Here is a 15,566-nt window from a genome sequence, read left to right on the forward strand (position 1 = left end):
ACTTTAAAAAGGTCTGATTGTCCTAATGTACCCGGCATGTCTGAGGCAAAATACAATGTTTTATCATCTGCCGATAATGCTGGATGGGCAACGCTGTATTGGTCGCTGTTGAATGGTAGTTCGGTTACATCGGTCCAATTGTCGTCTTGTAGTGTTGCTTTGTACAATTTAAGAAGCGTTGATTTTTGGGCGTCTTTTCCTTTTTTACCGTCAATATAATTGTTTCTTGTAAAATAAACAGTTTTTCCGTCTTGGGTAAATGCTGGTGTAGACTCGTGGTATTTGGAGTTTATTTTTTTTCCAAAACGTTCTGCTTTTGACAAGGCTCCTTCGGCACCTATTTCGGCATCGTAGAGATTGGTAAAACTTTCGCCTGTCCACTTGTGTTTTCTGCTGGTCAAGCTTCCGGTATCTCTGGCTGATGTAAAGATTACTTTACTGTTGTAAAAGGTACTTCCGTAATCTGAAAATTCTGAATTGATTCCGGCATCTTCAACGGTATATCTTCCCGAATTTTTTTTGATTTGGGCTAAGTAATCTTTTTGTGATGAAGCTAGTTTTGCGCGTAAATCGTTACCGCTTTTTTGATTGAATTTGACTAGCATTTCGTCGGCTTTCTTATAATCTTTTATCGATTTTAAAGATTGAGCATAACGGTAGTAATATTCAGGTTCTACATCTTGTGTTACTGCAAATAGCTCGGTATACCATTTGGCTGCACTTTCTAAATCGGCTTTGAAATAGTAAGCGTCGCCCAATTTTTGAAGCATGTCTGCCGACTTGTAGCCTTTTTCAAACACGCGTTCGTAGGTTTTTATGGCATCTACATAGGCAAATTTGTCAAATTCTTTGTCTGCTTTGGCTACTTTTAGTTTTTGTGAATAAACATTCATCGAGGCGATGCTTATTGCTACTAGATATATAATTCTTTTCATGATTGTTTCTTTTTTAGAAGAATCTTGGTGATACTATTCGTTCGGCGCGTTTAAACAATTCAAATCGTAGAAATACTTCGTGCGATCCTGAGTTGTAATTGGCAAGTTTAGTGGTTTCTAAATCATATCCATATCCTATATAGAGTCCGTCGCTTACTTGAAATCCGGCCATTAAACTTGCTGCGGCACTCCATCTCCATGCTGCTCCTAAAACAAATTTTTCGTTTATTAAAAAGTTTCCAGATACGTCGACTTGCAATGGTGCGCCTTCGACTGCTTTGGCTAAGAATGCTGGCTTGAATTGTAAACTTGGACTTAAATCGAAAACATAACCTCCTATCAAATACAAATTCAATCGCTCTTTGTACACTGCTACCGAATTGTCATCATAGCGTCTTGTTTCTAAGAAATTAGGAACCGATAATCCTACATATGACTTGTCGGAATGAAAGTAAACTCCTGCGCCAACATTGGGTGAGAAATAGTTGTTTAAATTTTGCAACGATGGATCGCCTTGGTCTACTGGGTTCAACTTATCTCGGTCTAAACTAAACAAGTTGGCTGTTCCTTTTACTCCAAATGAAAGTTTGTAGCTCTCTGAGGTTTTAATAGTATAGGAAATATCGGCAGATATTGTGTTTTCGTTAGTCGGTCCAATTTTATCGTTTACAAACGATAGTCCAACTCCCAAATTGCTATTCTCTATCGGTGAGTTGATAGAAAATGCATTGGTTACTGGCGCACCGTCTAAACCAACCCATTGCGTTCGGTGTAAGCCAAAAATACTCATCACTCCGCGTGATCCTGCATAGGCCGGATTGATATTGATAGTATTATACATATACTGAGTGTACTGAGCATCTTGCTGAGAATAACTCACTAAACTTATTAGAAGCATTACGAATATTATAATCTTTGTTCTCATGTATCGGTTGTATTTCAGTTGAACATTATGATGTTCGGTAAATTTAATTTAATTAATTTATATATAAATATCCGGCCTTCTCTTTCTCTGTATTGTTTGCCTTTGTGTATTTTAATACATAAAAATAGGTTCCATTAGGTAAACTAGAATCTTGTTTGACTGTAACTCTTCCTTCAGAAAAACCTGTGAAAACTTTAGTTACATTGTCATATCCTTCTCGCTCATAAACTAAAACTCCCCAGCGGTTATAAATTTGTACAGAATTTTTTGGAAATCTTTCTATTCCTTCTAACATAAAAAATTCATTTGTTCCATCGCCATTTGGTGATAAATAATTATGAACTATGACTTCGCAAGAACTTGGAGCATCATCAAAATCACATGGATCACTTACGACAATAATAACTTGTGCGGTGTCGCAATTATTAGTGTTATTAGCATCACAAATTGTATATGTTAATGTATAAGTTCCAACAGCTGTACCAGCAGGAATGTTAAGATTACCTTGATTATCTAAAGAAGCTCCAAATACGCCACCATCATTATTTAAAGTAAAAATAACTTGACCTGGACTAAAAGGACTACCATTAAGTAAATCGTTTCCTGAAATTGCTAAAACAGCTCCGGTTTCTGAGTTAATTGGAGTACTGCTGTAGTCGTTATCTACTGCTGTTATTGGTGGCGATGTTACAACTAAAGTTATAGTAGCGTTATCGCAATTTGACGGATTTAAAACTTCACAAATAGCGTAAGTCACCAAATAAGTTCCTCCAGGAGTACCTGCAGGTACGTTAACTGTTCCATCATTAGAAATAATTAATCCTGTCAATCCTCCATTATTTACTATTGAAATATTGACTTCAGCATCTAAAACTGGTAAACCATTTAGAGTATCTACACCATTTCCATTGTCATCAAAAATATTACCTGCAATTCCTCCTTCAAAACCGTTGATAGGATTAGATGATAAATTATCATCTTGAGCTATAATGGCAGGTGAAGAAACAACGACGACAACCGTGGCAGTATCACAATTTAATGGATTCGAATTTAACTCACAGATACTATATGTAAACGAATAGCTTCCTGCAGGAGTATTTGGTGAAACCGAAACTTGTCCCGTATTCACATCAAAATTTATTCCATTAGGTAAAACACTATTTAGAGACAAAATTACCTGTGCATTTGAAAATGTTGTACCATTTAAAGTATCATTATTTAAAACAGAAGTGATTGCAATTCCGCCATCGTAACTATTAATTGAAACTGTGTTAATATCGTTTACGGCATCAATTGGATTTAAAATTACAACTGTAGCAGTTGCTGTTGCGCAATTCGCTGGATTTGCTCCTACTTCACATAATTGGTAAGTAACGGTGTACGTTCCTGATGGTGTGTTTGGTGCTACAGTTAAATTTCCGTTGGCATCTACACTTAATGGTCCGTTTGTTACTGGTGTTACATCGGTGTTCGCTGGTGTTACTGCTACTCCGTTTAACGTATCGTTGGCTGTTACGTTTCCTCCTGTTGATGGAATCGTGTCGTCGTTAGCTACAATTGGATTGGCAACTACTACTGTCGCTACTGCTGTATCGCAATTCGCTGGTGTAGCTCCTACTTCACATAATTGGTATGTGATGGTGTATGTTCCACTTGGTGTGTTTGGTGCTACGGTTAAATTTCCGTTGGCGTCTACAGTTAATGGTCCTGTTGTAATTGGTGTTACATCAGTGTTCGCTGGTGTTACTGCTACTCCGTTTAACGTATCGTTGGCTGTTACGTTTCCTCCTGTTGATGGAATCGTATCGTCGTTAGCTACAATTGGATTGGAAACTACTACTGTCGCTACTGCTGTATCGCAATTAGCTGGTGTAGCTCCTACTTCACACAATTGGTACGTAACGGTGTACGTTCCACTTGGTGTGTTTGGCGCTACAGTTAAATTTCCGTTGGCGTCTACACTTAATGGTCCGTTTGTTACTGGTGTAACATCAGTGTTCGCTGGTGTTACTGCTACTCCGTTTAACGTATCGTTGGCTGTTACGTTTCCTCCTGTTGATGGAATCGTATCGTCATTGGCTACAATTGGATTGGCAACTACTACAGTAGCTACTGCTGTATCGCAATTCGCTGGATTTGCTCCTACTTCACATAATTGGTACGTAACGGTGTATGTTCCACTTGGTGTGTTTGGTGCTACGGTTAAATTTCCGTTGGCATCTACACTTAATGGTCCGTTAGTTACTGGTGTTACATCAGTATTAGCTGGTGTTACTGCTACTCCGTTTAACGTATCGTTGGCTGTTACGTTTCCTCCTGTTGATGGAATCGTATCGTCATTGGCTACAATTGGATTGGCAACTACTACCGTAGCTACTGCTGTATCGCAATTCGCTGGATTTGCTCCTACTTCACAAATTGTATACGTAACTGTGTACGTTCCTGATGGTGTGTTTGGTGCTACAGTTAAATTTCCGTTGGCGTCTACACTTAATGGTCCGTTAGTTACTGGTGTTACATCAGTGTTAGCTGGTGTTACTGCTACTCCGTTTAACGTATCGTTGGCTGTTACGTTTCCTCCTGTTGATGGAATCGTATCGTCGTTAGCTACAATTGGATTGGAAACTACTACTGTAGCTACTGCTGTATCGCAATTCGCTGGATTTGCTCCTACTTCACACAATTGGTAAGTAACGGTGTATGTTCCACTTGGTGTGTTTGGTGCTACAGTTAAATTTCCGTTGGCGTCTACACTTAATGGTCCTGTTGTAATTGGTGTTACATCAGTGTTCGCTGGTGTTACTGCTACTCCGTTTAACGTATCGTTGGCTGTTACGTTTCCTCCTGTTGATGGAATTGTATCGTCATTGGCTACAATTGGATTGGCAACTACTACTGTAGCTATTGCTGTATCGCAATTAGCTGGTGTAGCTCCTACTTCACATAATTGGTAAGTGATGGTGTAAGTTCCACTTGGTGTGTTAGCTGCTAGAGTTAATATTCCGTTTGCGTCTATACTTAATGGTCCTGTTGTAATTGGTGTTACATCGGTGTTAGCAAGTGTTACTGCAATCCCGTTTAATGTATCGTTTAATGTTACATCTCCTACTGTAGTAACTACTGTAGCAGCTGGTACATTATAACTTGGATCGTTTACTGCATCAATTATATTGGCAACTACTACCGTAGCTACTGCTGTATCGCAATTCGCTGGATTTGCTCCTACTTCACATAATTGGTACGTAACGGTGTATGTTCCACTTGGTGTGTTTGGTGCTACGGTTAAATTTCCGTTGGCATCCACACTTAATGGTCCATTTGTTACTGGTGTTACATCGGTGTTCGCTGGTGTTACTGCTACTCCGTTTAACGTATCGTTGGCTGTTACGTTTCCTCCTGTTGATGGAATCGTATCGTCATTGGCTACAATTGGATTGGCAACTACTACCGTAGCTACTGCTGTATCGCAATTCGCTGGATTTGCTCCTACTTCACACAATTGGTATGTAACGGTGTAAGTTCCACTTGGTGTGTTAGCTGCTAGAGTTAATATTCCGTTTGCGTCTATACTTAATGGTCCTGTTGTAATTGGTGTTACATCGGTGTTAGCAAGTGTTACTGCAATCCCGTTTAATGTATCGTTTAATGTTACATCTCCTACTGTAGTAACTACTGTAGCAGCTGGTACATTATAACTTGGATCGTTTACTGCATCAATTATATTGGCAACTACTACCGTAGCTACTGCTGTATCGCAATTCGCTGGATTTGCTCCTACTTCACATAATTGGTACGTAACGGTGTATGTTCCACTTGGTGTGTTTGGTGCTACGGTTAAATTTCCGTTGGCATCTACACTTAATGGTCCTGTTGTAATTGGTGTTACATCAGTGTTCGCTGGTGTTACTGCTACTCCGTTTAACGTATCGTTGGCTGTTACGTTTCCTCCTGTTGATGGAATCGTATCATCATTGGCTACAATTGGATTGGCAACCACTACTGTCGCTACTGCTGTATCGCAATTCGCTGGATTTGCTCCTACTTCACATAATTGGTACGTAACGGTGTATGTTCCTGATGGTGTGTTTGGCGCTACGGTTAAATTTCCGTTTGCGTCTATACTTAATGGTCCGTTAGTTACTGGTGTTACATCCGTGTTCGCTGGTGTTACTGCTACTCCGTTTAACGTATCGTTGGCTGTTACGTTTCCTCCTGTTGATGGAATCGTATCGTCGTTAGCTACAATTGAATTTGTAACTACTACTGTCGCTACTGCTGTATCGCAATTAGCTGGTGTAGCTCCTACTTCACATAATTGGTATGTGATGGTGTATGTTCCACTTGGTGTATTTGGTGCTACGGTTAAATTTCCGTTTGCGTCTATACTTAATGGTCCGTTTGTTACTGGTGTTACATCAGTGTTCGCTGGTGTTACTGCTACTCCGTTTAACGTATCGTTGGCTGTTACGTTTCCTCCTGTTGATGGAATCGTATCGTCGTTAGCTACAATTGGATTGGCAACTACTACTGTCGCTACTGCTGTATCGCAATTCGCTGGTGTAGCTCCTACTTCACATAATTGGTATGTGATGGTGTATGTTCCACTTGGTGTGTTTGGTGCTACGGTTAAATTTCCGTTGGCGTCTACACTTAATGGTCCGTTAGTTACTGGTGTTACATCGGTGTTCGCTGGTGTTACTGCTACTCCGTTTAACGTATCGTTTAATGTTACATTTCCTCCTGTTGATGGAATCGTATCGTCATTGGCAAAGATTGTTCCTCCAACTACTACTGTAGCTACTGCTGTATCGCAATTCGCTGGTGTAGCTCCTACTTCACACAATTGGTATGTGATGGTGTAAGTTCCTGATGGTGTGTTAGCTGCTAGAGTTAATATTCCGTTTGCATCTATACTTAATGGTCCTGTTGTAATTGGTGTTACATCGGTGTTAGCAAGTGTTACTGCAATTCCGTTTAATGTATCGTTTAATGTTACATCTCCTACTGTAGTAACTACTGTAGCAGCTGGTACATTATAACTTGGATCGTTTACTGCATCAATTATATTTGTAACTACAACTGTAGCGGTTGCTGTATCGCAATTCGCTGGATTTGCTCCTACTTCACATAATTGGTACGTAACGGTGTATGTTCCTGATGGTGTGTTTGGCGCTACGGTTAAATTTCCGTTGGCATCTATACTTAATGGTCCGTTAGTTACTGGTGTTACATCCGTGTTCGCTGGTGTTACTGCTACTCCGTTTAACGTATCGTTGGCTGTTACGTTTCCTCCTGTTGATGGAATCGTATCGTCGTTAGCTACAATTGGATTGGTAACTACTACTGTAGCTACTGCTGTATCACAATTCGCTGGATTTGCTCCTACTTCACATAATTGGTAAGTAACTGTATATGTTCCACTTGGTGTGTTTGGTGCTACGGTTAAATTTCCGTTGGCGTCTACAGTTAATGGTCCTGTTGTAATTGGTGTTACATCAGTGTTCGCTGGTGTTACTGCTACTCCGTTTAACGTATCGTTGGCTGTCACGTTTCCTCCTGTTGATGGAATCGTATCGTCATTGGCAAAGATTGTTCCTCCAACTACTACTGTAGCTACTGCTGTATCGCAATTCGCTGGTGTAGCTCCTACTTCACACAATTGGTATGTGATGGTGTAAGTTCCTGATGGTGTGTTAGCTGCTAGAGTTAATATTCCGTTTGCATCTATACTTAATGGTCCTGTTGTAATTGGTGTTACATCGGTGTTAGCAAGTGTTACTGCAATTCCGTTTAATGTATCGTTTAATGTTACATCTCCTACTGTAGTAACTACTGTAGCAGCTGGTACATTATAACTTGGATCGTTTACTGCATCAATTATATTTGTAACTACAACTGTAGCGGTTGCTGTATCGCAATTCGCTGGATTTGCTCCTACTTCACACAATTGGTAAGTAACGGTGTATGTTCCTGATGGTGTGTTTGGCGCTACGGTTAAATTTCCGTTTGCGTCTATACTTAATGGTCCGTTAGTTACTGGTGTTACATCCGTGTTCGCTGGTGTTACTGCTACTCCGTTTAACGTATCGTTGGCTGTTACGTTTCCTCCTGTTGATGGAATCGTATCGTCGTTAGCTACAATTGAATTTGTAACTACTACTGTCGCTACTGCTGTATCGCAATTCGCTGGTGTAGCTCCTACTTCACATAATTGGTATGTGATGGTGTATGTTCCACTTGGTGTGTTTGGTGCTACGGTTAAATTTCCGTTGGCGTCTACAGTTAATGGTCCTGTTGTAATTGGTGTTACATCAGTGTTCGCTGGTGTTACTGCAACTCCGTTTAACGTATCGTTGGCTGTTACATTTCCTCCTGTTGATGGAATCGTATCGTCATTGGCAAAGATTGTTCCTCCAACTACTACTGTAGCTATTGCTGTATCGCAATTCGCTGGTGTAGCTCCTACTTCACACAATTGGTATGTGATGGTGTAAGTTCCACTTGGTGTGTTAGCTGCTAGAGTTAATATTCCGTTTGCATCTATACTTAATGGTCCTGTTGTAATTGGTGTTACATCGGTGTTAGCTGGTGTTACTGCAATTCCGTTTAATGTATCGTTTAATGTTACATCTCCTACTGTAGTAACTACTGTAGCAGCTGGTACATTATAACTTGGATCGTTTACTGCATCAATTATATTTGTAACTACTACTGTAGCTATTGCTGTATCGCAATTGGCTGGATTTGCTCCTACTTCACACAATTGGTAAGTAACGGTGTAAGTTCCTGATGGTGTGTTTGGTGCTACAGTTAAATTTCCGTTGGCGTCTACACTTAATGGTCCGTTTGTTACTGGTGTTACATCGGTGTTCGCTGGTGTTACTGCAACTCCGTTTAACGTATCGTTGGCTGTTACGTTTCCTCCTGTTGATGGAATCGTATCATCATTAGCTACAATTGGATTGGTAACTACTACTGTAGCTACTGCTGTATCACAATTGGCTGGATTTGCTCCTACTTCACATAATTGGTAAGTAACTGTATATGTTCCACTTGGTGTGTTTGGTGCTACGGTTAAATTTCCGTTGGCATCTACACTTAATGGTCCTGTTGTAATTGGTGTTACATCAGTGTTCGCTGGTGTTACTGCTACTCCGTTTAACGTATCGTTGGCTGTTACGTTTCCTCCTGTTGATGGAATCGTATCATCATTGGCTACAATTGGATTGGCAACCACTACTGTCGCTACTGCTGTATCGCAATTCGCTGGATTTGCTCCTACTTCACATAATTGGTACGTAACGGTGTACGTTCCTGATGGTGTGTTTGGTGCTACGGTTAAATTTCCGTTGGCATCTACACTTAATGGTCCGTTTGTTACTGGTGTTACATCGGTATTAGCTGGTGTTACTGCTACTCCGTTTAACGTATCGTTTGCTGTTACGTTTCCTCCTGTTGATGGAATCGTATCGTCGTTAGCTACAATTGGATTGGCAACTACTACCGTAGCTACTGCTGTATCGCAATTCGCTGGTGTAGCTCCTACTTCACACAATTGGTATGTGATGGTGTAAGTTCCACTTGGTGTGTTAGCTGCTAGAGTTAATATTCCGTTTGCGTCTATACTTAATGGTCCTGTTGTAATTGGTGTTACATCGGTGTTAGCAAGTGTTACTGCAATTCCGTTTAATGTATCGTTTAATGTTACATCTCCTACTGTAGTAACTACTGTAGCAGCTGGTACATTATAACTTGGATCGTTTACTGCATCAATTATATTTGTAACTACTACTGTCGCTACTGCTGTATCACAATTCGCTGGATTTGCTCCTACTTCACATAATTGGTACGTAACGGTGTATGTTCCTGATGGTGTGTTTGGTGCTACGGTTAAATTTCCGTTGGCATCTACACTTAATGGTCCGTTAGTTACTGGTGTTACATCAGTGTTAGCTGGTGTTACTGCTACTCCGTTTAACGTATCGTTGGCTGTTACGTTCCCTCCTATTGATGGAATCGTATCATCATTGGCAAAGATTGTTCCTCCAACTACTACTGTAGCTATTGCTGTATCACAATTGGCTGGATTTGCTCCTACTTCACATAATTGGTACGTAACGGTGTATGTTCCACTTGGTGTGTTAGCTGCTAGAGTTAATATTCCGTTGGCGTCTATACTTAATGGTCCTGTTGTGATTGGTGTTACATCAGTATTAGCTGGTGTTACTGCAATTCCGTTTAATGTATCGTTTAATGTTACATCTCCTACTGTAGTAACTACTGTAGCAGCTGGTACATTATAACTTGGATCGTTTACTGCATCAATTATATTTGTAACTACTACTGTAGCTATTGCTGTATCGCAATTGGCTGGTGTAGCTCCTACTTCACATAATTGGTACGTAACGGTGTATGTTCCACTTGGTGTGTTTGGTGCTACGGTTAAATTTCCGTTGGCATCTACACTTAATGGTCCGTTAGTTACTGGTGTTACATCGGTATTAGCTGGTGTTACTGCTACTCCGTTTAACGTATCGTTGGCTGTTACGTTTCCTCCTGTTGATGGAATCGTATCGTCATTGGCTACAATTGGATTGGCAACTACTACCGTAGCTACTGCTGTATCACAATTCGCTGGATTTGCTCCTACTTCACATAATTGGTAAGTAACGGTGTATGTTCCACTTGGTGTGTTTGGTGCTACAGTTAAATTTCCGTTGGCGTCTACACTTAATGGTCCGTTAGTTACTGTTGTTACATCGGTATTCGCTGGTGTTACTGCTACTCCGTTTAACGTATCGTTGGCTGTTACGTTTCCTCCTGTTGATGGAATTGTATCGTCGTTAGCTACAATTGGATTGGCAACTACTACTGTCGCTACTGCTGTATCACAATTGGCTGGTGTTACGTTTAATCCTGTTGATGGATTAGCCTCACATAATTGGTACGTGATGGTATAAGTTCCTGATGGCGTGTTAGCGGCTACTGTTACAATTCCATTTGCATCAATGCTTAATGGTCCACTTGTTAATGGAGTCACATTAGTATTGGTTGTGGTTGCAGCGATTCCTGCTAAAGTATCATTTGTTAAAGCATTAACTGCTGTTACAACTGCATTTGTTGATGCAACGGTTACTGGTCCGTCGTTTACTGCGTCAATTGGATTGGCAACTACTACTGTAGCTACTGCTGTATCGCAATTGGCTGGTGATACGTTTAATCCTGTTGATGGATTAGCTTCACATAATTGGTACGTGATGGTATATGTTCCTGATGGTGTGTTAGCGGCTACTGTTACAATTCCATTTGCATCAATGCTTAATGGTCCAGTTGTTAATGGAGTCACATTAGTATTGGTTGTGGTTGCAGCGATTCCTGCTAAAGTATCATTTGTTAAAGCATTAACGGCTGTTACAACTGCATTTGTTGATGCAACGGTTACTGGTCCGTCATTTACTGCGTCAATTGGGTTGGCAACTACAACTGTAGCTATTGCTGTATCGCAATTGGCTGGTGTTACGTTTAATCCTGTTGATGGATTAGCCTCACATAATTGGTACGTGATGGTATATGTTCCTGATGGCGTGTTAGCGGCTACTGTTACAATTCCATTTGCATCAATACTTAATGGTCCACTTGTTAATGGAGTCACATTAGTATTGGTTGTGGTTGCAGCGATTCCTGCTAAAGTATCATTTGTTAAAGCATTAACTGCTGTTACAACTGCATTTGTTGATGCAACGGTTACTGGTCCGTCGTTTACTGCATCAATTGGATTGGCAACTACAACTGTCGCTACTGCTGTATCGCAATTGGCTGGAGTTACGTTTAATCCTGTTGACGGATTAGCCTCACATAATTGGTACGTGATGGTATAAGTTCCTGATGGTGTGTTCGCGGCTACTGTTACAATTCCATTTGCATCAATGCTTAATGGTCCACTTGTTAATGGAGTCACATTAGTATTGGTTGTGGTTGCAGCGATTCCTGCTAAAGTATCATTTGTTAAAGCATTAACTGCTGTTACAACTGCATTCGTTGAAGCAACGGTTACTGGTCCGTCGTTTACTGCGTCAATTGGATTGGCAACTACTACTGTAGCTATTGCTGTATCGCAATTGGCTGGATTTGCTCCTACTTCACATAATTGATAAGTGATAGTGTAGGTTCCACTTGGTGTATTTGGTGCTAGAGTTAAAACACCGTTAGCATCTACACTTAATGGTCCCGTTGTGATTGGTGTAACATCGGTGTTAGCAGCTGTCACAACAACTCCATTTAACGTATCGTTTGCTGTTACGTTTTGAACTGTGGTTGGTGTTGCAGCCGTTGCAACTGTGGTTGGTCCGTCGTTTACTGCATCTATACAATTTGTTGTAACAACATTAACGATTCCGCTCACTGGTCCATAACAATTTCCTATTGAATCATAAAAAGCTGCATAATAAGTTCCAGCAGACACTGCAGTTAAATTTGAAATTTGATTAGCATTTGTTGCTGGTGTACCAGTATGCCAAGTCAAAGTAGTTCCACTTTGAGAATTGGTAATTGTAATAGCGGTGTTTAAATTCACTGTACTTGTTGGACAAGTATTGGTGAGTGTAATAGGAATTGTAACAGAAGAACTGTTATTATTTGAATTGGTATCTATTTGAGTACCAGAAATAGTTGCATTGTTTGTATAATTACCGCTAGCTCTTACAATTGCGTTTATTGTTAACGTTGCATTTGCTCCATTTGCAAAATTTCCAATAGTCCAAACACCTGTTGTGTTATTGTAACCACCTGTAACTGTAGAAGCAGAAACAAATGTGTAGCCCGAAGGTAGTAAATCATTTACTACAACTCCTGTAGCATTACTTAAACCAGCATTTGTTGCAACTAAAGTAAACTGAACTGTCGAACCGATAGCTGGATTAGGATTGTTAATAGTTTTTGTAATTCCTAAATTAGCTTGACTAACAGGTACGGGTGTTATAGTACTCCCATTATTAGCAGTATTTGGATCTATTTCATTTCCGGTAATTCCAGCAGAATTTGCATACGTTCCAGTTTCATTAACCGTTGCATTTATTGTTAGGGTTGCAGTAGCACCACTATTTAACGTACCAATGTTCCAAAAACCCGAAGTATTATTGTAAATCCCTACAGATGGAGTTGCATTAGTAAAAGTATAACCATTTGGCAACAAGTCAGCAACTTGAACATTTGTAGCATTACTTGTTCCTGCGTTAGTAGCAGTAAGTGTAAAAGATATTGCTCCTCCTCTAACTGGAGACATTGTGTTTGCTACTTTTGTTATTTGCAAATCTGTTTGCGTCAACGCAGTTGCATTGTTGGTTGTCTGTGGTGTAGTGAAAGTTCCTGGAACAGTACCCAAAACCATAGAGAATTGTCTATTTGCTTGAGTTCCTGTCGAACCTAAATTTACATCGACTGAAGTTTTAGAGTTTCCGTAAAATGAAATAAAAGCAGCTGAATTATCAAATGTAATACCTCCCAAACTTGATGCAATTCCCAGAAACTGAGTAAAAGTTGCTGCTGGGGAAATAGTTAAACCTGTTGGATTATTAACTTGATAACTAGTAAAATCTCTAATTTGATATAATTCTCGCTGATTCGTACTGTTACCATCTATATCTAATCCACTCAAATTAAAATTATTCAAATAAGCTGGAATATTAGTAGCGGTATCAAAAAATTCTAATCGATAGGATATAAAACCTGCCACACCATTTGCCGCTGTTGAGGATATTACTGGTTGAAAAGCGGCTGGAGTACCAGGAGCAGCATCTTCGTCAAAAGTTACAACAGTTGCATTTGTTGCAGCTAATATTGTAACCCTAGCATAGATTATTCTCCCTGCAACAGTTGCAACATTATCATATCGATGAACCGAACCTACAGTATTTCCTCCAGTAATAATCGTCTTATTAGTATTTAGAAATGTAAAATTTTGTCCTGTTAAATTAAATACAAATGATTGCGAATTTACACTAACACTAAAAAACATAAATAGTACAACTATTAAGTTTAAAACTGATTTATGTAATGGTTTTGAATGTAAAGTATTTCGACCGTTGAAATTCATTTTTTTATTGTTTGCAACTTTATTAATTAAAACAGAAAATATGTTCGAAGCGTTGCTACGAGAATGGGTAAAATTTTTCATATTTCTAATTTTAATTTTTATTTAATGAAGGCGCTATTGTAGCGTTACAATTGGGCGAGACAGTAACAAAAGAGGTATTGTTACCAGAATCTGCATCTGCGACATTACTAGAGGCTGTTGCAGTATTTGTGTAGTTTCCTGAGCCTAAAACGGTAGCAACTATTTGAAGTGAAACAGAAGCCGAATTTGCTAACGTACCAATAGTCCAAATACCAGTTGAACTGTTATAAGAACCACCACCATTATCACTTACGTAAGTGTAAGCATTTGGCAATAAGTCATTTACAATAACCGATGTAGCCGATCCTGGTCCATCATTAAAAACAGTTAATGTGAAAGTCACATTATTACCGTAGTTAGGAGCATTATTATTAACTGTTTTAGTAATACGTAAATTGGCCGATGCGTCAACAAAATTTCTTCCGATGATAGATTGAAATCCAAAAACGTTATTACCAATTATATCATCGTTCGCACCGTCAACATCTGAAACACTAGAATATCCAGCTAAGTTAGTTTGCGAAATTGTGTATGTACCTAAACTACCAACTGGAACTGAAAAAGAATAATTTCCAGATGCATCAGTGGTTGTACTTTGATTACTTGGTCCGTTAAGATTTATTGTAGAACCAACAATTGGTCCGCCACCTTGTAAAACAACATTTCCACATATAAGCGGATTTGTTATAACAGTCGTAACTTGATTGGTGTAGGTAATATTCTGAAAATACAGCGATTTTAATCTATCTATTGAAGCAGATGCTCCAGATGTACCTATTGTGTAAACAAAACTAGATCTGTTTTCATAATAATTAGTAAACGCATTTCCTGGAGTCACACTTGTTCCAGGTTGAGCCGCTGTAGTAGTTGCAGTTCCTCGTATGGTAGTTGCAGTTGTTGTAAATGTGATGTTAGTAGGAGTATTTCTAAAATAAGCATCAGGTAAAGTTAACTGATCATATTCTAGCAAATTAGCGCCATTACCATCAACGTCTAAAGCTGATGCGTAAAAATTTAAACTTACAGGGTTGGCTAAAGTTCCACCAGCTAAAACAAAATTAAAAGTAAAAGTTATTGAGGTTGGATTACCACCATTAGTCCGTAAAGACGGCTGAAATGCTGCATTATATCCATCAACACCTTCATTAGGTGCTGGTCCATCGAGTATAGGAAGTGTGGCACCACCAGTAGCACTGTTAATAGTTATTAAAGCATCAACACCTGTAAAAACAGCTGGGAAACGATAAACATCACCCACATCGGCTACACCATTATTACTACCAGAAACATAAACTGGATTAGCAAAATTTAAAGTTGGAGCAGTAATTGCGGAATTGTTACAAGCTCTTTGAGCAAATGAATTGGTACATAAAAAAAATAGACTAGCTACTAAAAAAAGTGGTTTTTTAATTTTTTCTGAAAATATTTTAATACAAAAAATGTTTTCAAAAAAATTTGAAAGTGTAATGTTGTTCATGAAAAGTAAATAATTAACGTATTGTAGGGAAATAGTTTAATCATCTAATCTGGGTTA

3 protein-coding genes and 1 pseudogene are annotated in these 15,566 nt (G+C 39.3%); all 4 read right to left on the reverse strand.

The window, feature by feature from the left end; translation table 11 throughout:
• Positions 1–935, reverse strand: a pseudogene (locus ACZ098_RS12575) (OmpA family protein); the annotation flags it as partial.
• A gap of 13 nt (positions 936–948) precedes the next feature.
• On the reverse strand, positions 949–1,860 hold the full coding sequence (locus ACZ098_RS12580) for a PorP/SprF family type IX secretion system membrane protein (RefSeq protein ID WP_487312104.1): 912 nt from the start codon (positions 1,858–1,860) through the stop codon (positions 949–951).
• Between the two features lie 52 nt (positions 1,861–1,912).
• Positions 1,913–14,032: a T9SS type B sorting domain-containing protein gene (locus tag ACZ098_RS12585; protein WP_487312105.1), complete on the reverse strand. Its 12,120-nt coding sequence runs from the start codon at positions 14,030–14,032 to the stop codon at positions 1,913–1,915.
• Between the two features lie 10 nt (positions 14,033–14,042).
• Positions 14,043–15,509, reverse strand: a complete 1,467-nt coding sequence (locus tag ACZ098_RS12590; protein WP_487312106.1) for a DUF11 domain-containing protein — start codon at positions 15,507–15,509, stop codon at positions 14,043–14,045.
• Positions 15,510–15,566: the final 57 nt, after the last annotated feature.

Source organism: Flavobacterium sp. SP2 (assembly GCF_057626655.1).